At 65.8% G+C, this 21,433-nt stretch carries 24 protein-coding genes; 14 read left to right on the forward strand and 10 right to left on the reverse strand.

The features are described from left to right. The 3 genes from I6F33_RS27390 to I6F33_RS27400 form a co-directional block, all read right to left on the reverse strand. Complete coding sequence (locus I6F33_RS27390) at nt 1-1,428, reverse strand: TolC family protein (protein ID WP_225144666.1); 1,428 nt, start codon at nt 1,426-1,428, stop codon at nt 1-3. Between the two features lie 9 nt (nt 1,429-1,437). Beyond that, the gene (locus tag I6F33_RS27395; protein ID WP_225113998.1) at nt 1,438-1,719 is read right to left on the reverse strand and encodes a hypothetical protein; all 282 of its coding nucleotides are present in this window, start codon (nt 1,717-1,719) and stop codon (nt 1,438-1,440) included. 76 nt (nt 1,720-1,795) lie between these two features. Further along, the gene (locus I6F33_RS27400) at nt 1,796-2,242 is read right to left on the reverse strand and encodes a hypothetical protein (RefSeq protein WP_225144667.1); all 447 of its coding nucleotides are present in this window, start codon (nt 2,240-2,242) and stop codon (nt 1,796-1,798) included. On the opposite strand from I6F33_RS27400, the gene I6F33_RS27405 reads away from it, so the two are divergent. Together I6F33_RS27405 and I6F33_RS27410 are read left to right on the forward strand one after the other, a co-directional pair. Then, on the forward strand, nt 2,193-2,438 hold the full coding sequence (locus I6F33_RS27405) for a hypothetical protein (RefSeq protein ID WP_225134901.1): 246 nt from the start codon (nt 2,193-2,195) through the stop codon (nt 2,436-2,438). The two genes, I6F33_RS27400 and I6F33_RS27405, sit on opposite strands and share 50 nt — an antisense overlap. Continuing rightward, nucleotides 2,392-3,657, forward strand: coding sequence for an MFS transporter (locus I6F33_RS27410; protein WP_225144785.1), 1,266 nt, complete (start codon nt 2,392-2,394; stop codon nt 3,655-3,657). Before I6F33_RS27405 ends, I6F33_RS27410 begins: the two co-directional genes overlap by 47 nt. Here the strand turns inward: I6F33_RS27410 and I6F33_RS27415 are convergent. Next, nucleotides 3,654-4,061, reverse strand: a complete 408-nt coding sequence (locus tag I6F33_RS27415) for a DUF4864 domain-containing protein (protein WP_109145195.1) — start codon at nt 4,059-4,061, stop codon at nt 3,654-3,656. The genes I6F33_RS27410 and I6F33_RS27415 overlap by 4 nt on opposite strands. Nucleotides 4,062-4,287: 226 nt before the next feature. Here I6F33_RS27415 and I6F33_RS27420 point away from each other — a divergent pair, with 226 nt between their 5' ends. Further along, nucleotides 4,288-4,665, forward strand: coding sequence for a PRC-barrel domain-containing protein (locus tag I6F33_RS27420; protein ID WP_051057095.1), 378 nt, complete (start codon nt 4,288-4,290; stop codon nt 4,663-4,665). Nucleotides 4,666-4,859: 194 nt separating this feature from the next. On the opposite strand, the gene I6F33_RS27425 is transcribed toward I6F33_RS27420, so the two are convergent. Continuing rightward, nucleotides 4,860-5,075 (reverse strand): hypothetical protein, encoded by a 216-nt coding sequence (locus tag I6F33_RS27425; RefSeq protein ID WP_036011828.1) that lies wholly within the window; start codon nt 5,073-5,075, stop codon nt 4,860-4,862. Between the two features lie 754 nt (nt 5,076-5,829). Then, on the reverse strand, nt 5,830-6,462 hold the full coding sequence (locus I6F33_RS27430; RefSeq protein WP_225144668.1) for a TetR/AcrR family transcriptional regulator: 633 nt from the start codon (nt 6,460-6,462) through the stop codon (nt 5,830-5,832). A 239-nt stretch (nt 6,463-6,701) separates the two neighbouring features. On the opposite strand from I6F33_RS27430, the gene I6F33_RS27435 reads away from it, so the two are divergent. From I6F33_RS27435 to I6F33_RS27445, 3 genes are read left to right on the forward strand one after another with little or no spacing between them, the layout of a single operon-like run. Next, nucleotides 6,702-7,199, forward strand: coding sequence for a (2Fe-2S)-binding protein (locus I6F33_RS27435; protein ID WP_225144669.1), 498 nt, complete (start codon nt 6,702-6,704; stop codon nt 7,197-7,199). Continuing rightward, entirely contained in the window at nt 7,196-8,251 is a 1,056-nt protein-coding gene (locus I6F33_RS27440) for a xanthine dehydrogenase family protein subunit M (protein WP_225144670.1), read from the forward strand. Before I6F33_RS27435 ends, I6F33_RS27440 begins: the two co-directional genes overlap by 4 nt. Beyond that, on the forward strand, nt 8,244-10,499 hold the full coding sequence (locus I6F33_RS27445) for a xanthine dehydrogenase family protein molybdopterin-binding subunit (protein ID WP_225144671.1): 2,256 nt from the start codon (nt 8,244-8,246) through the stop codon (nt 10,497-10,499). The genes I6F33_RS27440 and I6F33_RS27445 overlap by 8 nt, the downstream gene beginning before the upstream one ends. Before the next feature lie 178 nt (nt 10,500-10,677). Here I6F33_RS27445 and I6F33_RS27450 read toward each other — a convergent pair whose 3' ends face one another. Then, nucleotides 10,678-11,226: a cupin domain-containing protein gene (locus I6F33_RS27450; RefSeq protein ID WP_018646206.1), complete on the reverse strand. Its 549-nt coding sequence runs from the start codon at nt 11,224-11,226 to the stop codon at nt 10,678-10,680. Between the two features lie 148 nt (nt 11,227-11,374). On the opposite strand from I6F33_RS27450, the gene I6F33_RS27455 reads away from it, so the two are divergent. Both I6F33_RS27455 and I6F33_RS27460 read left to right on the forward strand, forming a co-directional pair. Further along, complete coding sequence (locus I6F33_RS27455; RefSeq protein WP_225144672.1) at nt 11,375-12,703, forward strand: aspartate aminotransferase family protein; 1,329 nt, start codon at nt 11,375-11,377, stop codon at nt 12,701-12,703. Nucleotides 12,704-12,769: 66 nt separating this feature from the next. Then, entirely contained in the window at nt 12,770-14,035 is a 1,266-nt protein-coding gene (locus I6F33_RS27460; protein WP_225144673.1) for a D-amino acid dehydrogenase, read from the forward strand. 134 nt (nt 14,036-14,169) lie between these two features. On the opposite strand, the gene I6F33_RS27465 is transcribed toward I6F33_RS27460, so the two are convergent. After that, nucleotides 14,170-14,826, reverse strand: coding sequence for a helix-turn-helix domain-containing protein (locus I6F33_RS27465; protein ID WP_225144674.1), 657 nt, complete (start codon nt 14,824-14,826; stop codon nt 14,170-14,172). On the opposite strand from I6F33_RS27465, the gene I6F33_RS27470 reads away from it, so the two are divergent. The 5 genes from I6F33_RS27470 to I6F33_RS27490 are packed head-to-tail and all read left to right on the forward strand — an operon-like array spanning nt 14,714 to nt 18,468. Beyond that, nucleotides 14,714-14,956 (forward strand): hypothetical protein, encoded by a 243-nt coding sequence (locus tag I6F33_RS27470; protein ID WP_225144790.1) that lies wholly within the window; start codon nt 14,714-14,716, stop codon nt 14,954-14,956. The two genes, I6F33_RS27465 and I6F33_RS27470, sit on opposite strands and share 113 nt — an antisense overlap. A 48-nt stretch (nt 14,957-15,004) precedes the next feature. Continuing rightward, a complete protein-coding gene (locus tag I6F33_RS27475) occupies nt 15,005-15,763 on the forward strand; it encodes an ABC transporter substrate-binding protein (protein ID WP_225144675.1) in 759 nt (252 codons plus the stop codon). Between the two features lie 28 nt (nt 15,764-15,791). Further along, on the forward strand, nt 15,792-16,445 hold the full coding sequence (locus I6F33_RS27480) for an amino acid ABC transporter permease (protein ID WP_036035952.1): 654 nt from the start codon (nt 15,792-15,794) through the stop codon (nt 16,443-16,445). Beyond that, complete coding sequence (locus tag I6F33_RS27485; RefSeq protein WP_225144676.1) at nt 16,442-17,173, forward strand: amino acid ABC transporter ATP-binding protein; 732 nt, start codon at nt 16,442-16,444, stop codon at nt 17,171-17,173. Before I6F33_RS27480 ends, I6F33_RS27485 begins: the two co-directional genes overlap by 4 nt. An 11-nt stretch (nt 17,174-17,184) precedes the next feature. Then, nucleotides 17,185-18,468: an FAD-binding oxidoreductase gene (locus I6F33_RS27490; protein ID WP_225144677.1), complete on the forward strand. Its 1,284-nt coding sequence runs from the start codon at nt 17,185-17,187 to the stop codon at nt 18,466-18,468. Nucleotides 18,469-18,519: 51 nt separating this feature from the next. On the opposite strand, the gene I6F33_RS27495 is transcribed toward I6F33_RS27490, so the two are convergent. Together I6F33_RS27495 and I6F33_RS27500 are read right to left on the reverse strand one after the other, a co-directional pair. Continuing rightward, on the reverse strand, nt 18,520-18,738 hold the full coding sequence (locus I6F33_RS27495) for a hypothetical protein (RefSeq protein WP_081494583.1): 219 nt from the start codon (nt 18,736-18,738) through the stop codon (nt 18,520-18,522). Nucleotides 18,739-18,886: 148 nt separating this feature from the next. Further along, complete coding sequence (locus I6F33_RS27500; protein ID WP_225144678.1) at nt 18,887-20,476, reverse strand: gamma-glutamyltransferase family protein; 1,590 nt, start codon at nt 20,474-20,476, stop codon at nt 18,887-18,889. A 122-nt stretch (nt 20,477-20,598) separates the two neighbouring features. Here I6F33_RS27500 and I6F33_RS27505 point away from each other — a divergent pair, with 122 nt between their 5' ends. Beyond that, nucleotides 20,599-21,372, forward strand: a complete 774-nt coding sequence (locus I6F33_RS27505) for an enoyl-CoA hydratase-related protein (protein WP_109145186.1) — start codon at nt 20,599-20,601, stop codon at nt 21,370-21,372. Nucleotides 21,373-21,433: the final 61 nt, after the last annotated feature.

A 21,433-nucleotide genomic window follows, 5' to 3' on the forward strand; every position in this document is an offset into this window, starting at 1 on the left:
TTAGTGGCCGCCGCCTTCGGCAGGAGCTGCCGCGGCAACGGTGGTTGGATTGTCGGCGCCGCCGGCGGGCAGACCGCCGCCGTTGACCGCGGTCTGCAGATCGGCCTGGGCGAGGAAGAATCTCTGCCTGGCGTCGATCGCGCCGCGCAGCGCCGCGAGGCGCTGCCGCGCTTCGGTGAGCAGCGCGAAGATGTCGACCTGCATGCTGGAGAAGCGCAGCTGCATCTCCTCGGTGATGATCTTTCGCAACGGGATGATCTCGCGCTGGTAGTGGCCGGCGATGTCGTAAGTGGAGCGGTAGACGCGATAGGCGTCGCGCGCCTCGGAGCGCACATTAACGGCCCGCTCGGTCAGGCGATTGAACGCGAGGTTGTAGGTCTCGGCGGCCTGGCGCACGCGCACCTCGCCGCCGTCGAAGATCGGAATCTGGAACTGCAGGTCGAAGCCGCGCTCGCGGAACGGCGGCCCTTCCGGATCCTGGGTGCGGCGGGAGATGCCGGCGATATCGAGCAGCGTCACAAAGCGCGTCGCCTCGGTGAGGTTCAGCGCCTTCGCCAGCGCGGCCAGCTCAAGCCGCGCGACCTGCAGGTCGAGGCGATGCGCGACTGCATCGGCCTCGATCGTGGGGAGGGCCAGCGGCCGGCGCGGCAGCGGCGGCAGTTGATTGGGCAGGCGGAAGTCGAGACCGTCGTCCCACAGCCCCATGAGGCGCGCCAGCCTTTCGCGCGCGCTTCCCGCTGCCTGTCGCGCGCTGGCGAGGTCGGCGGTGGTCTCGGCATAGAACACCTGCTCGCGGGCTTGGTCGAGCTTGTTGAGCGAGCCGGTCTCGCCGAGCTTGAGCGCGAGCTGTGCGGTCGATTCCGCCGTGGCCTTCGCGTCGGTCAGCAGCCCCACCATCTCGTTGGCGGCAACCGCACGGACATAGGCGCGGCGCACGTCCGAGGCGAGCCGCAGCGTCGCCAGCGCGGCGCGCAGCTGCGCTCCGCGGAAGCGTTCCCGAGCGATCTCGGACCGGAACGGCAGGGTGGCGAGCGCGAGGATGTCGCCGACCACTTGGCGCTCGATCTCGCTGGCGCCATTGCCGGTGATGCGAGAGACTGCGAACACCGGATTGGCCGGCAGGCTCTGCTCGACCAGCTCGGTCTCCGCCAGCGCCAGCTCGTTGTAGGCGGCCTGCAGTCCCTTGTTGTTGAGCAGTGCGATCTGCACGGCGGCGTCGACGCTGAGCGTGCGCGAGAGCAGCTGGCGGACGCGGGCATCGACCGCGGCGGCACCCTCGGCCGAGCGCACGAAGGCGACGTCCTTATTGATGGCCTGGCTCGTCAGATCCGAGACCGCGCTCATGCCGCTGTCGGGCGAGAACGCGGCGCAGCCGGAAAGTCCGAGCGCGGCGAGCACGAGCAGGCCTCGCGTAAAATGCTGTGACATGGCGCGCTCCTACCGCTCTTGCTTCGGCTGCGGCGTCACCGCCTCGTTGCGGCCACGCCAGGGTGCCGGGGTCGCAGGCCGCAGGCTGGTATAGGGCGCGATGGTCGAGCGATAGCCGATTGGGGCCACCTTCGCCGCCGGATCTGCGGGATCCGCGCTGGCCATGTGCGTCGTTGTCGGCACGCAGCCGGACAGCGTCGGCCCGGCAAAGGCCAGCAGCAGCCAAGTGAAACGTGAGTGTCGATCACCCACCGCGGATGCGGCAGATTTCGCCCCGGAAAGCGCAACCATGTCTTAATTCCTGATCTGGAGACCACAGGTTCGCGCGCGCAAAAGCGCGCATCGAAACCGACGCCGTCATGTCAGATCAGGCGATGGGGGGACGGTAGTGCTGGGGCGGCGCCGCGCTGTGCAGGCTGGGCACGATCTCGGGCGCACAGGTCGACATCGGCCGGAGCGGCGTGGCGAGGCTGGGCAGATCGGCCGGCAGCGCGCTGACGCACATCATCGCACAGCAGGGGCCCACAGTTCCCTTGCCGTCGTGATGATTCGGAGCAGGTGCGTCCTTCGCAGCGGTCTGCGAAGGCGTTCCCGCGTGCTCGTGCGGAACATCGCCAGGGTTCGCAGCCATATCATGGCTCGCAGCCAGATGGTGATGCGCCGGAACGAGGTCAGCCTGGGCATCGTCGCCGAGGCAGGGCGCAGCACTGCCCCAGGCGAGGCTTGCGGCCGGCGCGAGCACGCAGAACAGATAGGCGAGGGCGATGATCCGCCCCACCCTGATCCGCATCGATCGCGTCAATCGCATCAACATTCCGCCGATAGGCTCCTCGCGCGGCAATGTTGCACACGCTTGTTGCAAACTAATGGCAAAAGACGCATTCGCCAAGAGCTTATTACCGCAGCGCACCGCGCATGCCCAATATCGCGGCAAGATGGTTGACCATGCGGCGGTCCGCGAACATGGTCCTGCCCGTGCACGCGCCAAATCATCCAGGGCAAACACCTGACGCCTTCACCCCTGACTCCCGTCAGGCCTGGGTGCGGCTCGTCCTTGCCCTCGTGATCGGCTCGATTGGCGCCGTCGGCATGTGGGCCGTCGTGGTCGTGATTCCGATCGTGCAGGTCGAGTTCGCTGCCACGCGCGGCGCAGTGTCGCTGGCTTTCACCCTAATGATGTTCGGGTTCGGGCTTGGCGGCGTGATCGCCGGCAAGATCACCGACCGGTTCGGCATCGTGCCGGCGATGGCGATCAGCATCGCCTTCCTCGGCGTTGCCAATGTGCTCGCCGGCCTGTCGGGCCAGCTCTGGCAGTTCGTGGCGGCTTATTTCTTCATCGGGCTCGGCACCTCCGCGACCTTTGCGCCGCTGATGGCCGAAGCCTCGCACTGGTTCGAGCGCTATCGCGGTCTTGCCGTGACCATCGTCGCCAGCGGCAATTACGTCGCCGGCGCGATGTGGCCGCCGATCGTGAGCTGGGGCACGCAGGAGATCGGCTGGCGTTACACCCATATCGGCATAGGCATCGTCTGCGCCGGCCTGATGACGGTGCTGGTGCTGATCCTGCGCGCGCAGATGGGCCGCGCCACCGTCCACGACCATGCCAACGCGCCGCCGCCGCGGGTCGATCTCCGGCTGTCGACGAATACGCTGACGGTGCTGCTCTCGATCGCCAGCATCTCCTGCTGCGTGGCAATGGCGATGCCGCAGGTGCACATCGTCGCCTATTGCGGCGACCTCGGTTATGGCGTCGCGCGCGGCGCCGAGATGCTGTCCCTGATGATGGGCTGCGGCATCATCAGCCGGATCGGCTCGGGCTACCTCGCCGACAAGATCGGCGGCATCTACACGCTGCTGGTGGGATCGCTGGCGCAGGGCTTTGCGCTGGTGTTCTATCTGTTCTTCGACAGCCTGACCTCGCTCTATCTGATCTCCGCGATGTTCGGCCTGTTCCAGGGCGGCATCGTGCCGAGCTATGCCATCATCGTGCGCGAGGCGATGCCGGCGAGCGAGGCCGCGACCCGCGTCGGCATCGTGATCTTTGCCTCCGTGTTCGGCATGTCCTTCGGCGGCTGGGTGTCCGGCGTCATCTTCGATGCCACCGGCTCGTATGCCGCAGCGTTCGCCAACGGCGTCGCCTGGAATGCGCTGAACATCGGCATCGTCGTGCTGCTCTTGATCCGCGCGCGGACGGGCTCGGTCAAGACCGGCCCGGGCTTTGCCACCTAAACGGCCTGTCCCGCCTTCAGCAGCGAGCAGCCGGTGATCTTGTAGCTGCCGTCGCCCTGCTGCTCGAGTGTGTAGAGCGCCTCCCAGGCCTCGCCATTGGCATCGATGATATGGACGCGCTGGGCGATCCAGCCGCCATCGCTCTTGCTCTCGCCAAATTCGAAACTCTTGTGACGATAGACCGGCGCGTAGCCGTTCTGCACCATGGACATGAAGATGTCGGGTGCGGGAAAGATCTCCTTGATCGCCGGTGCAGCATAGGAATAAGCGGCCGTCGCATCGTCGCGAACGAAGGCCTGCTCCTGGGCGCGGATGACGCTCTGGGCCGCCGCGACATCGCCGGCAAACGCCGAAACGTGATGACAGGCAACAATGAGAGCGACCAGCAAGGCTGCGATGCGCATGACAGGCTCCGCGTTGAGTATCCCGGCGGAGGCGATGCTAGCACATCTGCGGCGCCAGGGCGTGCACTCAGAAATCACGCGCTGGGCTTGGATGCTCCAGATGCCCACTCATCCGGGACAGCGACACAAAGAGCAGGCAGCTGCGACATGTTCTCCTTAGTTTGCCAGGAACGGCTCCGCGATGGCCGAGTTAAGCCGGCAAAACCACCTATCAGGGAGCAAAGTCATGGCCCGTGCAACAGCCCATCCGGATCATCACTGCATCTCAAGCGAGGACATTGAGGGTACCGAGGTCTATGGAGCAGATGGGACGAATATCGGCGAGATTGATCACCTCATCATCGACAAGGTGTCAGGCCGCGTGGCTTATGCGGTCATGAGCTTTGGTGGATTTGTGGGCTTGGGTCACAGCCACTACCCCATTCCCTGGGGCGCTCTGACATATGACACGTCGCTTGCCGGCTTTCGAACCAATATCACCGAGCAACAGCTGAGGGATGCGCCTGAGTTCAGCGATGACTCCTGGGAAGATCGAGACTGGGAAACGCGAACTCACCGGTATTATGGAACGCCAACCTACTGGGAAGGGCGAGGTGGCCTATAACGCCAGCGGCGCGTCAGGACAGCTGAACTGACGGCGGCACAAACATCAGAGGTCGTGCAAGTCGCCGATCGGCCAGAAGCTGATTCCTGCGTCGCGTTGAAATGGCGCTACCCTGTTTAGTGCCGATGGCGAGATCATACTGCGCCATAGTTGGCGTTTTGATCGACGGGATGTTCGAAAGCACGGGCCGAGAGCTACGGTATCAGCTCTCTCAAAATGTGATCGCGGTGCGCGAGGTGCCGCGCCAGTGTCAGCCGAAATGTTTCGCCGATAGCGCGAGCCAAGCTCGTGTCGTGCCCCGAAAGCTCAAGGTCCGCAATTCGAACCTCCTGCTCGGAAAGGTGTCGGTCGGCCAGTGAAATGTGCTCTTCGGCTTCCGCCAGATGGCGAAGCGCCATGGCGCGATCCATTTGTCGCTCCCATGCATAGATGCAGGCGGGAGCACGATTGGTCTCTCAGCCACCGACGCCTACGGCACGGCCTTGGCCGGTGATGACAGGCAAGTTATCTCAGCAAACTCGGCGCAGCAATCCTTTGAAGTTGCTCTAATCAGAGCGGTTACGGATCTGCGACAGGTCGGTTCGCGCTCCAGCAAGTCCTGCTGCACGGCCATGGCTCGCCATTGCCGGGCGGCTTCGCGCAGGCTATGGGCCACCACGTTGTCGCGCGTTAGATCAGCAAGCTTTTCGCGTCCATCGGCTCGCTCTAGCATCTGGTCTGGCCAGCATTGTCTAATCCGGTTTTCCGATGAGGCCGATATGCCTGCCACGGCCCGGAAGTGCATTCAGGTGTGTTAATGAAGCCTTTACGTTCTTGGAAACGGCTCGCGGCTTGAACGCTGCGCCACCCTGGTCAACTTTGTTTCGTCCTCATTCGGAAACGGCTCTTGAGTCTTACGGCCTAGAAACGTATCCGGCTTTGGACAGCGTTGAAGCACCTCGGTCGCCTCCGCCACGACCTCGCGGGCACGTTGAAGCGCCAGACGATCCTGTCTGAGCGAATTGGTGAGCCGGGGCAAATTGAGAACTGGCGCCATGCCTGAACCTGCCATGTCGCAAGTCGAAGCGATGTATCAAATGATCCTTTGAATCGGATTAGGTGACAACAGTTCCATGTTTAGCGAAGTCCGCTCGGGGTCAGCGGCTCCCATCGGCAAGCTCCAGCCTAGCGCTTTCGCTTCGTCGCAGGCTTTGTCGTCATCGACGAGCGGGCCTTGCTGGGAGGCCGCACGCGCAAGCCGTCGACGAACACGTCGAGCAGGCGCAGCGCCGTCGCTTGCCAGCCGGGCTGGTCGTGAACGTAGCACATGCCGAAGAAGGCGCGCAGCAGATCCTCCGGGCTGATGTCGGCGCGCATCTCGCCGGCTGCGACCGCCCGGTCCAGCAGCGAGCCGATCGCCTTGGTCAGACGCTCGAAGGAGAAGGCATGCAGCTCCGACCCGCTCTGCACTGCGAGCGCCAGCGCTTCCATCATCCCCTTCTTGGTCGCAACAAACTCGACCCCTGAGCGCAGCCAGCGCCGCAGCGCCTCGACCGGATCCTTGGCATTCTTCAACTGCTCGGCCAGCTCGCTGAGCTGCTCGACCTCGCGGCGGTACACCGCCTCGAACAAGGCCTCGCGCGTCGGAAAATGCCGATACAGCGTGCCGATGCCGACGCCGGCCCGCTTCGCCACCGCTTCCAAGCTCGCCTCCGAACCGCCGGCGCTGAACACCAGCTTCGCCGCTTCGAGCACGCGCTCGCGATTGCGCACGGCGTCGGCGCGGGGCTTTCGGGTCTGATCGGTGTGGTCGTCCATGGCGCGCAATGTAGATCACGAATTGGTTAGATTGAACCCATTGGTCGCCTTATCGCGTTGGTGACGCACGGGCTTTTGACGAATTCCAGTTTTTCCGCACCGGCCTTGTTAAGCGGAGGCTGCCTCCGTATCTTCGATCGAGCGTCGGCCGCATCGTGTTCGGCCGGCGCTATTCGACGGCGGCCACGGCGATGGCGCGCTGCGCGATGACTCATGTCCAAATCTGATCGGAGCCTTGTATGAACCACTCCATCAGCCTCACCGTGAACGGTGCGCGGCGCGATTTCGTCCTCGACGATCCGCGCGTCACGCTGCTCGATCTCCTGCGTGAGCGCCTTCATCTGACCGGAACCAAGAAGGGGTGCGACCGCGGCCAATGCGGCGCCTGCACCATCCTGGTCGACGGCAAGCGCATCAATTCTTGCCTCGCGCTCGCCATCAGCCATGACGGGGCCGACATCCTCACCATCGAAGGCCTCGCGCGCGGCGACCAGTTGCATCCCGTGCAGGCCGCCTTCATCGCACATGACGGCTTTCAATGCGGCTTCTGCACGCCGGGCCAGATCATGAGCGCGATCGGCATGATCAGAGAAGGCCAGGCCGGCAACGCTCCCGAGCGCGTCCGCGAATGCATGAGCGGCAATCTGTGCCGCTGCGGCGCTTACGTCGGCATCGTCGATGCCGTGCTGGACGCGCAAGGACAAATGGACGAAACCAATCAGAGGCGCTCCGCATGAAACCGTTCGACTATGTCAGGCCGGCCACGGTCACTGAAGCCGTTGCTGCCGCGGCCCAGCCGGGCGCGGTCTTTCTTGCCGGCGGCACCAACCTGCTCGACCTGATGAAGGGCGGCGTCAGCCGTCCGGACCGGCTGGTCGACGTCACGCGTCTCGATGGGCTCGACGGAATCGAGAATCTCGCGGACGGGTCTTTGCGCATCGGCGCGCTGGTGCGCAATGCCGACCTCGCCCATGATGCGGACTTCGCGCGATCCTATCCGGCGGTGGCCGAAGCGCTGCTCTCGGGAGCGTCGGCTCAATTGCGCAATGCCGCCACCGTCGGCGGCAATCTGTTGCAACGGACGCGCTGCGCGTATTTCTACGACACCGCCAGCCGCTGCAACAAGCGCGCGCCTGGCTCCGGCTGCGACGCACTTCACGGCGAGAACCGCGGCCATGCCGTGCTCGGCTGGAGCGAGAGCTGTATCGCCACGCACCCTTCCGACTTCTGCGTGCCGCTGGTCGCGCTTGATGCCATCGTCGAGATCGAGGGCAGGGGCGGCCGGCGCGAGGTCGCGCTCGACGAGCTGCACCGCCTGCCGGGCGATGCGCCCGAGCGCGAGACCGTGCTCGAGCCCGGCGATCTCATCGTCGCGGTGCGCCTGCCGCCTGCCGCACGCGGCTTTGCCGCGCATGCGCGTTACCTCAAGGTGCGCGAGCGTACCTCCTACGCCTTTGCTGTCGTCTCGGCGGCGGCTGCGCTGCGGATCGAGAACGGCAGAATCGCACAGGCGCGGCTCGCGCTCGGCGGCGTCGCCGCGAAGCCTTGGCGCGTTCGCGCAGCGGAAGACGTCCTCAAGGGCGTTGCGCCGACGGCGGACGCGTTCCAGGAGGCGGCCCGGCGTGCGCTCGAGGGCGCAAAACCGTCCGGCGACAACGCCTTCAAGATCGAGCTCGCGCGCCGCATCGTCGTGCGCGCGCTGACCTTGGCCGCCGCCGGGACGCCTGCGCGGATCCCCGCGCTGCCGGCCTCTCCCTTCGCCTCGACCTCCGGAGCCGTCCATGTCTGAGCTCAATTTGACCAGTGCGCCCGCACATCTCAGGCACGGCTCGAATATCGGCCAGCCGCTGACCCGCCGCGACGGCATCCTCAAGGTGACGGGGCAGGCGAGCTATGCTGCGGACAATCATCCGCCCGGCATGCTGTTTGCCGTGATGGCCGTCTCGAGCATTGCGCGGGGCCGTGTGGTCTCGCTCGATGTCGCTGCCGCAAAACGCCATCCCGGCGTCGTCGACGTCATGACGCCCGATCACAAGCCAGCGCTCGCGATCGACCCCGACCTCAAGACCAATCCGTTCGTATTCCGGATGGAGGTGTTGCAGAGCAATGAGGTCCGCTACGCCAATCAGGCGATTGCGGTCGTGATCGCCGAGACGCTGGAGGCCGCGACGGAAGGCGCCGCGCTGCTGGCCCCACGTTACGAGGTGCAGCCTGCGCTGGTCGGCCTCGATGCCGGCGAAAGCTTCGTGCCGCCGGTCGTCGGCGTCGGCAATCCCACGGAAAGCCATCGCGGCGATGTCGAGGCGGGCCTCGCCGCGGCCGAGAAGCAGATCGAGGCGATCTACGAGACGCCGCCGCAATATCACAATGCGATGGAGCCGCACGCGATCGTGGCGCGCTGGGAGGGTGACAAGCTCTTCCTCGACACGCCGAGCCAGGCCATGGTGATGGCTCGCGGCCGCGTTGCCGAGTTGTTCGGCCTCGTGCCGGAGAAGATTCACATCCGCAGCCCATTCCTCGGCGGCGGTTTCGGTTCGAAGGGCTTCCTGACCGGGCCGCAGATCCTTGGCGTGATGGCTGCGAAGCTGGTCGACAGGCCAGTCAAGCTTGTGCTGCGCCGCGAGCAGATGTATGGCCCGGTCGGCCACCGTGCGCCGACCCGCCAGCGCCTGCGCCTCGGCGCCGACGGAGAGGGACGCCTGACTGCGCTCGATCATCACGCACGAACCGTGTCGAGCACCTTCGACGATTTCTACGAGCCCGCCGCCGATGCCTCGCACACGCTCTACGCGGCGCCCGCGATCCGCACCTCGCACGATGCCGTGCGCGTCAACACCGGCACGCCGCTGTTCATGCGCGCGCCGGGCGAGGCGACCGGCTCGATCGCGCTCGAGAGCGCGATCGACGAGACGGCCTGGGCCTGCGGCATGGATCCGCTCGCTTTCCGCCTGAAGAACTACGCCGAGGTCGAGCCGATGACGGGGCGGCCGTTCTCCTCCAAGGCGCTGCGCGCCTGCTACGAGCAGGGCGCCGCGCGCTTCGGCTGGGCCAAGCGTCCGCTGCAGCCGCGGCAGATGCGCGACGATGCCGGCCTTCTGGTCGGCTGGGGCATGGGTACGGCGACCTTCCCGGCGCTGATGTTCCAGGCCGAGGCGCGCGCGGCGATCCGCCGCGACGGCTCCGGCGTGATGGAGATCGGCGCGCATGACATGGGGCAGGGCGCCTGGACGGCGCTGGCGCAGATCGCGGCCGATTCCGTCGGTCTCGACATCGACCGCCTCGACTTCAGGTCCGGCACGTCCGACCTGCCCGATGCCGGCATCGCCGGCGGCTCGGCGCACACGGCAACCGCAGGCGCTGCGATCCACAGCGCCGGTGCCGCCGTGATCGGAAAGCTCGCCGATCTCGCCACCAGCGACGAGCGCTCGCCGCTGTTCGGCGCCGGCAATGCCGGCGTGATCGCGCGCGACGGCAGGCTGATCCGCCGCGACGATGAGAGCCGCAGCGAGAGCTATGCCGAGATTCTGGCGCGCGCGGGCGTTGCCGAAGTGGAGGCGCGCGGCACCGGCGCGCCGAACCCTGCGGCGATGGAGCAATATGCGATGCATGCCCATGGCGCGGTGTTCGCCGAGGTGAAGGTCGATCCCGAGCTCGGCCAGGTTCGCCTCACCCGCATGATCGGCGCCTTCGCCGCCGGGCGCATCGTCAATCCGCGCATGGTGCAGAGCCAGTTGTTCGGCGGCATGATCTGGGGCCTTTCCTTCGCGCTGCACGAGGCGGCGATCACAGACCGGCGCAGCGGACGGATCATGAATGCCAATCTCGGCGAGTACCACATCCCCGTGAACGCCGACGTGCCGCCGCTCGACGTCATCACGGTCGAGGAGCACGATCCGCACGTGAATGCGCTCGGCATCAAGGGTGTCGGCGAGATCGGCATCACCGGCAGCGCCGGCGCGGTCGCCAACGCGGTCTGGCACGCCACCGGCGTGCGCGTCCGCAACTTTCCGATCCGGATCGAGGAACTGCTGACGTAGCTCTAGCTCTTCCGAAACAGGCGGCCCCGGAGTGCCTAGGAGTCCGGGGCCATAACCTCAGCACCTTTGCGCGAGGCTGCTCGGCTACGGCTCCCAACATATCAAGCTGCGGTTCACGGAAATTGCGGTGGCTCAATATCCGCTAGATCCTCGGCTCCGTACGATTGCGGAGGGACCGTCAGAACGTCGGCGGCGTGCAGGCCGAGATCACCTCGCACGGTTTGCCGCCGACGCAGCGGAAGCGATGCGGGCGGCGGCTCTCGAAATAATAGGCATCGCCGGGATTGAGGATGCGGCGCTCGTCCTCGACGGTGACCTCGAGCTTGCCCGAAATCACGATGCCGCCTTCCTCGCCGTCATGGACGAGATGCACGCGCCCGGTGTCGCTGCCGGGCTCGTAGCGCTCCTTCAGGATCTGCAGGCTGCGGCCGAACAGATTGTCGCCGACCTGCCGGTATGAGATCGGCTTCTTGCCGACTTCGGTGAGCTCCTCGGCGCGGTAGAAGATCTTGCGCCTGGACTCCGGCTCCAGCGCGAAGAACTCGGCGAGCCCCATCGGGATGCCGTCGAGGATGCGCTTGAGCGCGCCGACCGAGGGGTTCATCTGGTTGGATTCGATCAGCGAGATCGTCGAATTGGTGACGCCGGCGCGCTTGGCCAGCTCGCGCTGCGACAGCTTGTGGCGCGCCCGGATGAATCGCAGCCGTCCACCGATGTCGACGCTCATGCCCTGGTCCCGTGTTGCAGGTGTTGCGGATCGCGCAAATATGGACCGGCAGCCCCAGTTAAATCAATGGCTTGCAGGTCGCCAGAAAAGGACTTGTTGCGCCATCCAAGCCATGGCTCAGCTATGGGGTCAGCAAAGGAGCGCGGCCGTGACCCTTCATCAGATTCCGAACACCATTAAGACCGATTCGTACTGGATGCCGTTCACGGCCAATCGGCAATTCAAGAAGTCGCCGCGCCTGTTCTCCTCGGCCGAGGGCATGTACTACACCAGCGTCGATGGCCGCCAGGTGATCGACGGCTCCGCCGGGCTCTGGTGCGTCAATGCCGGCCACGGCCGCAAGCAGATCGCCGCCGCCGTCGAGCGCCAGCTGATGACGCTGGACTTCGCGCCGTCGTTCCAGATGGGCCATCCGCTGGCCTTCGACTTCGCCGAGCGTCTCGCCGAGATCGCCCCAAAGGGCCTCGACCGCGTCTTCTTCACCAATTCCGGCTCCGAGTCGGTCGACACCGCGCTGAAGATCGCGCTGGCCTATCACCGCGCCAACGGCCAGGCCAGCCGCACCCGCCTGATCGGTCGCGAGCGCGGCTATCACGGCGTTGGCTTCGGCGGCACCTCGGTCGGCGGCATGGTCGCCAACCGCCGCGCCTTCACCACCCTGCTGCCAGGCGTCGACCATATCCGCCACACCCATGATCTCACCCGCAACGCCTTCGCCAAGGACCTGCCCGAGCACGGCGCCGAGCTCGCCGACGATCTCGAGCGTCTGGTCGCCCTGCACGGCGCGGAAACGATCGCCGCCGTCATCGTCGAGCCGGTGCCGGGCTCGACCGCGGTGTTGCCGCCGCCGAAGGGATATCTGCAGCGCCTGCGCGAGATCTGCGACAAGCACGGCATCCTCCTGATCTTCGACGAGGTCATCACCGGCTTCGGCCGCCTCGGCACGCCGTTCGCCGCCAATTTCTTTGGCGTCACGCCGGACCTGATGACCACGGCCAAGGGCATCACCAACGGCACCGTGCCCTGCGGCGCCGTGTTCGCGAGCCGCAAGGTGCACGACGGCATGATGACCGGCCCGGAGAACCAGATCGAGCTGTTCCACGGCTACACCTATTCGGCGCATCCGGTCGCCTGCGCCGCGGGCATCGCGACGCTCGACATCTACAAGGACGAAGGCCTGCTCACGCGCGGCGCCTCGCTCGCCGAATACTGGCGCGATGCGCTGCATTCGCTCAAAGGTCTGCCGAACGTCGTCGACATCCGCAATTGCGGCCTGATGGGCGCGGTCGAACTCGCACCGCGTGGCGGCGTGGTCGGCGCGCGCGGCTACGACATGCTGGTCGAATGCTTCAACAACGGCCTCTATCTTCGCACCGGTGGCGATTCCGTCGCGATGTCGCCCCCGCTCATCGTCGAGAAGAGCCACATCGACCAGATGATCTCGATCCTCGGCGACGCCATCAAGAAGGTGGCCTGATAATTGCTCTCGCCGCTAGCGAGTTGTGTCCTTGCAGCGGCGAGCGCCGCGGGAGTTTGACGAAGCGTGAAAGTTCTGATCCTCGGCAGCGGTGTCATCGGTGTCACCTCTGCCTACTACCTCGCGCGTGCCGGCCATGAGGTGACGGTCGTCGACCGCCAGCCGGAGCCGGCACTGGAGACCTCCTTCGCCAATGCCGGCGAGGTGTCGCCCGGCTATTCCTCGCCCTGGGCCGGCCCCGGCGTGCCGGTCAAGGCGATCAAGTGGCTGTTGATGAAGCACGGCCCGCTGGTGATCCGGCCGAAGCTCGATCCGGTCATGTGGGTCTGGCTGCTCAAGATGCTGCGCAACTGCACCAGCGCGCGCTACGCAGTTAACAAGAGCCGGATGATCCCGATCGCGGAATACAGCCGCGATGCCTTGCGTGATCTGCGCCGCGACATCGGCATTCAGTATGACGAGCGCTCGCAGGGCACGCTGCAGCTGTTTCGCTACCAGGCCCAGCTCGACGGCACGGCCGAAGACATCGCCGTGCTCAAGCAGTACGGTGTTCCCTTCGAGGTGCTGAGCCGCGAGGGCTGCATCGCGGTCGAGCCGGCACTGGCGGGCGTGAAGGAGAAGTTCGTCGGCGGGCTTCGCCTGCCGCAGGACGAGACCGGTGACTGCCACATGTTCACGCAGGCGCTGGCGAGGCACGCCCAGGCGCTCGGCGTGCGCTTCCTGTTCAACACCTCGATCGACCGTATCGTCACCGATGGCGCGCGCGTCAGCGGTGTCGCCACCAGCGCCGGCCTGCTGCAGGCGGACGCTTACGTGCTCGCGCTCGGCAGCTGGTCGTCGCGGCTCCTGGCGCCGCTCGGTATTTCGCTGCCGGTCTATCCGGTGAAGGGCTATTCGATCACGGTGCCGATCAAGGACGCCTCCGGTGCGCCGGAATCCACCGTGATGGACGAGAGCTACAAGGTCGCGATCACCCGCCTCGGCAATCGCATCCGCGTCGGCGGCACCGCCGAAATCTCCGGCTATTCGGACAAGCTCTACGACGCACGCCGCGCCACGCTCGATCATTCGCTGACCGACCTGTTCCCGCGCGGCGGCGACCTGTCCAAGGCGACGTTCTGGAGCGGCCTGCGCCCGATGACGCCGGACGGCCCGCCCGTGATCGGCCGGACCCACTACGCCAACCTCCACCTCAACACCGGCCACGGCACGCTCGGCTGGACCATGTCGTGCGGCTCGGGCCGCGTGCTCGCTGACATGCTGTCGGGCAAGAAGCCGGACATCGACGTCAGTGCGTTGTCGGTGGAGCGGTACAAGCACCGGTTTGGCTAAGGCTCTGTCCCCTCGTCATTGCGAGGAGCCCTTGCGACGAAGCAATCCAGGCTTTCTCCGCGGTGAGACTCTGGATTGCTTCGCTGCGCTCGCAATGACGGGGATGGAGTTGTGTTCGCGGTTTGATAACAGAGCTACCCCGCCCCCGTCACGCAATTCACCCACAGCACCACGGCCTTCGCATCCTGCGCCGGATTGGAAAACCGGTGCGGCCTGCGGCTCGCGAAGCGAAAACTGTCGCCCGTCTTCAGCGACCACGTCTTACTGTCCACCGTCAGCATCATCTCGCCTTCGAGCACGAGCCCGGCCTCTTCGCCGTCGTGGGTGTAGAGCTCATCGCCGGTGGAGCCGCCCGCCTCCAGATGCACCAGAAACAGATTGAGCTTGTTGTCGCTGCTCGCGGGGCTCAGCAATTGCTTGGACACGCCCGTGCGCCACAGCTTCAATTCGGGCCGCTGCACTCCGCGCGTCACCACCTGATCCGATGCGCCGTCGGCGCTCGGGCTCGCGCCGAACAGCGCGGCGATGCCGACGCCGAGCACGTCGGCGAGCGTCGCCAGCACCCGCAGCGACGGCGACGACAGCCCGCGCTCGATCTGGCTGAGGAAGCCGATCGACAGCTCCGTGCGCGCGGCGACCGTCTCCAGCGAGAACTGCCTGACTCGCCTGAGATCCCGGATGCGGCGGCCGACCGCGACGTCCATCGCCGGCTCGGCCGGCTTGGCAGCGGCTTTGGCTTTCACCTTGGCCGGCCTGTTCCTGGCCGGCTTTGCGGCGGCCGGTTTGCGCATTCTTTTGCCACCGCTCACGTCAAACCGCTTCTTTCATCTGCATGAAAACCGCTTGCATCACCCGCGAAAGTATGACCAAATTTTCATATTGGTGAAAATAGGCCGAAACGGGCCGGCCCGCAACGTTTGATCGCGACATGCGCGCGCCGCCGCCGGCCAGGCCCAAAAGGGGGATGCGATGAAGCGTTTTGTTCAGGCCGCAGTTGCGGCGCTCGCCATTGCCACAGCGGTGCCGGCAGCGGCGCAACAGGCTCTGAAGGTCGGCTCGACTCCGACGGGCATTCCCTTCACCTTCCTCGACACCAAGACCAACACCATCCAGGGCATCATGGTCGATCTCATCACCGAGGTCGGCAAGGATGCCGGCTTCAACGTGCAGATCGAGCCGATGGCGTTCTCGGCGCTGATCCCCTCGCTGACTTCGAGCAAGATCGACATCATTGCGGCAGCGATGTTCATCACGCCGCCGCGCAAGGAGGTCATCGACTTCTCCGACCCGATCTACAGCTACGGCGAGGGCCTCGTGGTGCCGAAGACCGACACCAAGGCTTACGCCACGCAGGAGGATCTGAAGGGCCAGACGGTGGGGGCGCAAGTCGGCACCGCCTTCGTCGACGCGCTGAAGAAGACCGGCCTGTTCTCCGACGTGAAGGCTTACGACACCATCCCGGACATCCTGCGCGACGTGAACACCGGCCGCCTCAAGGCCGGCTACGCCGACTATCCGATCCTCGCCTACAATCTGAAGCAGGGCGGCTTCCCCGAGGTGCGCCTGGTCGACGGCTACAAGCCGGTCACGGTCGGCTCGGTCGGCATCGGCGTGCGCAAGGGCGAGAGCGCACTGCTCGGCAAGATCAACGCTTCGCTGGCGAAGCTGAAAGCCAACGGCACCATCGACAAGATCCTCGATAAATGGGGCCTGAAAGCACAAGGTTGATCGATAGAAGCTGATCGAAGGCTGCCCGATGAAAGGCTTCTGGCGCGACGCCGTCGAGTTCTTCCCGATCCTGCTGAACGGCGTCGCGCTGACGATCATCGTCACGATCGGCTCGCTGTTGCTGTCGACGGTGCTCGGCCTGGTCTGGGCGATGATGCGGGTCTCCGGCATCAAAGCGCTGTCGATGCTCAGCGCCAGCCTGATCAACGTGATCCGCGGCATCCCGATCATCGTACTGTTGTTCTACCTCTACTTCGTGATGCCCGATCTCGGCGTTACGCTGACGGCCCTGCAGGCCGCGATCCTCGGGCTCGGCATCGCCTATTCGGCCTATCAGGCCGAAAACTTCCGCGCCGGCATCGAGGCCATCGACAAGGGCCAGATCGAGGCGGCGCAGTCGATCGGCATGGGCTGGTGGCTCACCATGCGCCGCGTGGTGCTGCCGCAGGCCGTGCGCATCGTGCTGCCGCCCTACGGCAACGTCATGATCATGATGCTGAAGGATTCCTCGCAAGCCTCGACCATCACGGTCGCCGAGCTCGCGCTGCAGGGCAAGCTGATCGCGTCCTCGACGTTCAAGAACACCAGCGTGTTCACGCTGGTCGCCCTGATGTACCTCACCATGAGCATTCCGCTGATCCTCTTGGTCCGTCACTTCGAGAAGCGGGCCGGCAAGCGATGATCGAGCTGGGCGACGTCCACAAGAGCTTTGGCAAGGTCGAGGTGCTCAAGGGCATCACGGCGAGCGTCGAGAAGGGTGAGGTGGTCTGCATCATCGGCCCCTCCGGCTCCGGCAAGTCGACAATCCTGCGCTGTATCAACGGCCTCGAAAGCTACGACCGAGGCGAGATCAGCGTCGAAGGCTTGAGGGTCGATCGCGACGCGCCCTCGATCGTGAACATCCGCACCCAGGTCTCGATGGTGTTCCAGCGCTTCAACCTGTTCCCGCATCGGACAGCGCTGGAGAACGTGATCGAGGGGCCGCTCTTCGTGAAGAAGGAGCCGCGCGCCCAGGTGCTCGAGCGCGGCCGCGCGCTGCTCGCTCAGGTCGGGCTTGCGGAAAAGGCCGATGCGCATCCGCCGCAGCTCTCCGGCGGGCAGCAGCAGCGCGTCGCCATCGCGCGGGCGCTCGCCATGCAGCCCAAGGCGATCCTGTTCGACGAGCCGACCTCGGCGCTCGACCCCGAGCTGGTCGGCGACGTCCTCGGCGTCATGCGCAAGCTCGCCGACGACGGCATGACCATGGTCGTCGTCACTCACGAGATGGGCTTTGCGCGCGACGTCGCCGATCGTGTTCTGTTCATCGATGGCGGCGTCATCGTCGAGCAGGGGCCGGCGAAATCGGTGCTCAATCAACCGCAGCACGCGCGGACGCAGGACTTCCTGCGCCGCGTGCTGCATCCGCTCTGACCGGTTTCGATATGACGCGCCTGCCTCTGCCGCCCTCGCTCTATGCCGATACCGCCGTGGCGCCGGTTGCCACGCCGCCGCTCGATGTCGACAAGAGCGTCTCGGTCGCAATCGTCGGCGGCGGCTACACCGGCCTTTCCACCGCGCTGCATCTGGCCGAACAGGGCGTCGAGGCGCTGGTGCTGGAGGCGCAGGAGCCGGGCTGGGGCGCGTCGGGTAACAATGGCGGCCACACCAATCCCGGCCTGAAGCACGACCCTGACAAGATCGAGGCCGATTTCGGCACCGAGCTCGGCCGCCGCATGATCGCGTTCGCCTACGGCACGACCAACTTCACACACGATCTGATCCGCCGCTACCAGATCCCGTGCGAAGCGCGGCAGAACGGCACGTTGCGCGCAGCTTACAATGAGAGCAGCGCCGCTGCGATCGAGAAGACCGCGCAGCAATGCATCCGCCGCGGCATGCCGGTGACTTATCTGAACCGCGAGCAGTTGCGCGAGATGACCGGCACCGACCGCTACATCGGCGCGATGTTGGATGCACGTGGCGGCGATCTGCATCCCCTGAGCTACGCCCGTGGTCTTGCCCGCGCCGCGATGTCGGCGGGCGCGAAGGTTCATGGCGAGACGCCGGCATTGTCGCTGCGCCGCGACGGCACGCGCTGGCGCATCGAGACGCCGCGGGCGGTGGTTCATGCCGACAAGGTCCTGCTCGCCACCAACGGCTTCACCGACGATCTCTGGCCGGCCCTCCGACGCACCATCGTGCCGGTGTTTTCCTCGATCGCCGCCACCGCGCCGCTTTCCGACGCAGTCGCCCGTTCGATCATACCGACGCGTCCGGTGCTCTACGAGAGCGGCCACATCACGGTCTACTATCGCATCGATCAGCAGAACCGTCTGTTGATGGGCGGGCGCGGCCCGATGCGCTGGATCAGGTCGCCGCATGACGTCGCCTATCTCATGCGTTATGCGGAGCGACTCTGGCCGCAGCTCAAGGGCGTTGCCTGGACCCACGGCTGGAACAGCCGGCTCGCCATCACTGCGGACCATTATCCGCATGTGCACGAGCCCGCGGAGAACATCCTGATCTCGCTCGGCTGCAACGGCCGCGGCGTTGCGCTTGCGACCGCTATGGGTGCGCAACTCGCCCGCCGCCTCATCGGCGGCGCCAAGGCCGAGATCGACATGCCCATCACGGGCATCAAGCCGATCCCGATGCACGCGTTCTGGCCGGTGGGCGTGACGACTGCGGTGATGGCGGGCCGTGTGCGCGATCGACTCGGCATATGAAAAAGGCGCCGCTCGGTGAGGAGCGACGCCTTGCTCGAATCCTAGCTCGACTCAGCAGCGACCCTGCTTCCAAAGTCCGGGCGGGCACGCGTGACCGCGCCAGCCGACCTTGCGACCGTGGTACCAGCCGAACGACTTGCCATGGTGATGATGGCCCATCTTGTGGCCATGACCATGTCCATGTCCGTGCCCACCCTTCGCCAGTGCGGGGCTCGTAAATGTGAAGCCGGCCGCAATGATCAGCGAGGCGGCGAGCGCAAGTTTCTTCATGATGTCCTCCGGTGGGGGCGAGCGCATTTGTCCGTTCAGTAAACGAACGGTGGGAGAGTAAGTTCCCTGCGAATGTGGAGGAGTCGTGACGCTCGCCTGGATGCGTAATTGCGCTGGCGCTCAACGCGCGCTGGCATGTCGAGCGAAGTCAAGCCTCCGCCACCGCATCGGCCCAGGGTTGGAAAATCTCGACCGCGCCGGAATTGACCTCGCCCTCGCGCATCACGACGCTCGGGCAGGCGAATTTCTGCGGCAGCGCCTGCACCCGGCTCTCTTCATAGTCGAAGCGCGCGGCCAGGGCATTGCGCACCTCCGCCGGCAGCCGCGCATCGCCGATCACCACCGCGCCTTCGCTGGCGTCGATGCGCGGCTGGTGAATGGCGGCGTCGAGGTCCATGCCGTAATCCATCGCGAAGGATACGAGCTGCATCACCGACGGCAGGATGCGGCGTCCGCCGGAGGCGCCGATTGCGAGGCGCTTGCCATCCTTCGTCTCGGCGATGACGGGCGTGTAATTGCAGAGGCAGCGCTTGCCCGGTGCGAGCGAGTTCGTGGTACCAGGCGTCGGATCGAACCACATGATGCCGTTGTTCATGGTGATGCCGGTGTGCGGTGTCACGTATCTCGAACCGAACGACGAGAGCAGCGTCTGCGTCACCGCCGCGATGTTGCCGTGACGATCGACCACCGAGAAATGCGTGGTGCAGGCCGGCGCGAGATATTCGGCGCCGAGCGAGCGCTTGCCGTCGGCATCGCCCATATCCTTGAGACGCTCACGGAAGGCGGCCTGCAGGGCGAGCGCATATTCGACATAGGCGGCGGCATCCGGCGCGTCTGCCGGCGTCAAGCTCTGCTGCAACAGCCGTAGCGCATGCGCCATCGTCGGCCCTGCGGTGAGCTCGGGGGTCGCGAACACCTCGCCTTCGCGATAGGGAATCGCCAGCGGCTCGCGCAGATGGGCGCGGAAGGCTGCGAGATCCTCCACCGACAGCGAGCCGCCGTCGGCCTTGATGTCGGAAGCAATGCTCCTGGCGAGATCGCCCTGATAGAAATCACGCGCGCCCGCGTCCGCAAGATGTGACAGCGTCGCCTTCAGGGCATCCTGCGGCAGCCGCGTCTCAGCCTTGATGCCCCACGGCGCGGTCGGCGGCAGGCCGTCCTTCAGATACGCGGCCGCGCTCGCGGGGTATCGCCTGAGATCGGCGGCCGAGCCCGCGATCGTCACCGTCGTCCACCAATCGACCAGCAGGCCTTCGCCGGCGAGCCGAGCTGCCGGCGCGACCAGATCCTTCCACGGCAATTTGGCGTAGCGGCGGTGCGCCTCTTCCATTCCGGCGACGACACCGGGTACGGCGATCGAGCCGGGGCCGTGGATGTTGCGATCGTCCTTCACCCTTGGCCAGGGAAACAGGTCGGACGACGCGCCTTCGCCGCTGAGCGGATAATCGGCCGTGCGCAGGCTTTGCGGCGCGCACATGCCGTAGTCGATCACCTCATAGCGATTTTCCTTGGCGCGGTAGAGCACCATCGCGCCGCCGCCGCCGATGCCGCTGTTCCAGGGTTCCAGGACGTTGAGGGCAAACGTGGTCGCCACGATCGCGTCGACGCAATCGCCGCCGGCGGCCAGCACCTGCGCCCCGACTTCGGCCGCCCGCCGCGATTGCGAGGCGACGATGCCGCCCTTGGAGGTGACGGCGGGCTTGCGGACGGTCTGGTTGAGGCTGAACTGGTGAGGCATGGTGTCGTCTTGATCTCTGGATTCAGTTGCGTCGTGCACTGAGGTTGAAAGCTCTGCGATTGGCGAAGCGCGCGGACAATGGCACATTGCCGCCAACGAGAACATCGAAAGGGAGGCGCGGCATGGCTGGTGTGAAACAGGCGCGGGATGGCGCGGTCGGGATCCTGACGCTCGACGAGCCGGCCAGCCTCAACGCGATGACGCCAGACCTGCTCGGCGCACTTGCCCTAGCCGTCGGCGAAATGACGGGGGACGAGGCCATCCGCGCGCTGGTGCTCACGGGCGCCGGGCGGGGATTTTGCTCAGGACAGAATTTGAAAGCCTCAGAGGCGCTCGGCGAGGACATCGCGGCCGGCGTGATGCGCTTCTACTGGCCGGCCTTCAAGGCCTTGCGCGAATGCCGAGTGCCTGTCGTCGTTGCCGTCAATGGCGTCGCGGCCGGCGGCGGCTTCAGTCTCGCAATGGCCGGCGACATCATCGTCGCGGCGCGGTCGGCGAGCTTCATCCAGGTGTTCAGCCGCATCGCGCTGGTGCCCGATCTCGGCTCGACCTGGCTCTTGCCGCGGCTGATCGGCCGGCAGCGCGCGCTCGAGCTGATGCTGCTCAATGAGCCGCTGACGGCGGAACGCGCCCAGGAGATCGGCCTGGTCCGGCAGGTCGTCGACGACGCCAAGTTGATGGATGAGGCGTTAGGTTTGGCGCGCCGCCTCGCCGAAGGACCGACGCGCGCTTTGGTCGCAACCCGCGCTCTGGTCGAGGAGAGCGAGCATGCGACCTATGAAGCGCAGTTCCGCCGCGAGATCGAGCTTCAGGCCACGATCCGCAAGAGCGCGGACGCCATGGAAGGCCGCAATGCGTTCGTGGAGAAGCGCAAGGCGAAGTTTACCGGGAGGTGAGGTGGGCATGCTTCTCATCCAACCGTCATGCCCGGGCTGTCCCGGGCATCCACGTCTTCCT

This window comes from Bradyrhizobium sp. BRP20 (genome assembly GCF_020194215.1).
GTDB lineage: Bacteria > Pseudomonadota > Alphaproteobacteria > Rhizobiales > Xanthobacteraceae > Bradyrhizobium > Bradyrhizobium yuanmingense.

Bases quoted from the DNA above. Each gene is read 5' to 3' on its own strand.
- I6F33_RS27390 (WP_225144666.1), bottom strand. From the start codon at position 1,428: ATGTCACAGCATTTTACGCGAGGCCTGCTCGTGCTCGCCGCGCTCGGA.
- I6F33_RS27395 (WP_225113998.1), bottom strand. From the start codon at position 1,719: ATGGTTGCGCTTTCCGGGGCGAAATCTGCCGCATCCGCGGTGGGTGAT.
- I6F33_RS27405 (WP_225134901.1), top strand. From the start codon at position 2,193: ATGATCCGCCCCACCCTGATCCGCATCGATCGCGTCAATCGCATCAAC.
- I6F33_RS27400 (WP_225144667.1), bottom strand. From the start codon at position 2,242: ATGTTGATGCGATTGACGCGATCGATGCGGATCAGGGTGGGGCGGATC.
- I6F33_RS27410 (WP_225144785.1), top strand. From the start codon at position 2,392: ATGGTCCTGCCCGTGCACGCGCCAAATCATCCAGGGCAAACACCTGAC.
- I6F33_RS27415 (WP_109145195.1), bottom strand. From the start codon at position 4,061: ATGCGCATCGCAGCCTTGCTGGTCGCTCTCATTGTTGCCTGTCATCAC.
- I6F33_RS27420 (WP_051057095.1), top strand. From the start codon at position 4,288: ATGGCCCGTGCAACAGCCCATCCGGATCATCACTGCATCTCAAGCGAG.
- I6F33_RS27425 (WP_036011828.1), bottom strand. From the start codon at position 5,075: ATGGATCGCGCCATGGCGCTTCGCCATCTGGCGGAAGCCGAAGAGCAC.
- I6F33_RS27430 (WP_225144668.1), bottom strand. From the start codon at position 6,462: ATGGACGACCACACCGATCAGACCCGAAAGCCCCGCGCCGACGCCGTG.
- I6F33_RS27435 (WP_225144669.1), top strand. From the start codon at position 6,702: ATGAACCACTCCATCAGCCTCACCGTGAACGGTGCGCGGCGCGATTTC.
- I6F33_RS27440 (WP_225144670.1), top strand. From the start codon at position 7,196: ATGAAACCGTTCGACTATGTCAGGCCGGCCACGGTCACTGAAGCCGTT.
- I6F33_RS27445 (WP_225144671.1), top strand. From the start codon at position 8,244: ATGTCTGAGCTCAATTTGACCAGTGCGCCCGCACATCTCAGGCACGGC.
- I6F33_RS27450 (WP_018646206.1), bottom strand. From the start codon at position 11,226: ATGAGCGTCGACATCGGTGGACGGCTGCGATTCATCCGGGCGCGCCAC.
- I6F33_RS27470 (WP_225144790.1), top strand. From the start codon at position 14,714: ATGCGGCGGCCGACCGCGACGTCCATCGCCGGCTCGGCCGGCTTGGCA.
- I6F33_RS27465 (WP_225144674.1), bottom strand. From the start codon at position 14,826: ATGCGCAAACCGGCCGCCGCAAAGCCGGCCAGGAACAGGCCGGCCAAG.
- I6F33_RS27475 (WP_225144675.1), top strand. From the start codon at position 15,005: ATGAAGCGTTTTGTTCAGGCCGCAGTTGCGGCGCTCGCCATTGCCACA.
- I6F33_RS27480 (WP_036035952.1), top strand. From the start codon at position 15,792: ATGAAAGGCTTCTGGCGCGACGCCGTCGAGTTCTTCCCGATCCTGCTG.
- I6F33_RS27485 (WP_225144676.1), top strand. From the start codon at position 16,442: ATGATCGAGCTGGGCGACGTCCACAAGAGCTTTGGCAAGGTCGAGGTG.
- I6F33_RS27490 (WP_225144677.1), top strand. From the start codon at position 17,185: ATGACGCGCCTGCCTCTGCCGCCCTCGCTCTATGCCGATACCGCCGTG.
- I6F33_RS27495 (WP_081494583.1), bottom strand. From the start codon at position 18,738: ATGAAGAAACTTGCGCTCGCCGCCTCGCTGATCATTGCGGCCGGCTTC.
- I6F33_RS27500 (WP_225144678.1), bottom strand. From the start codon at position 20,476: ATGCCTCACCAGTTCAGCCTCAACCAGACCGTCCGCAAGCCCGCCGTC.
- I6F33_RS27505 (WP_109145186.1), top strand. From the start codon at position 20,599: ATGGCTGGTGTGAAACAGGCGCGGGATGGCGCGGTCGGGATCCTGACG.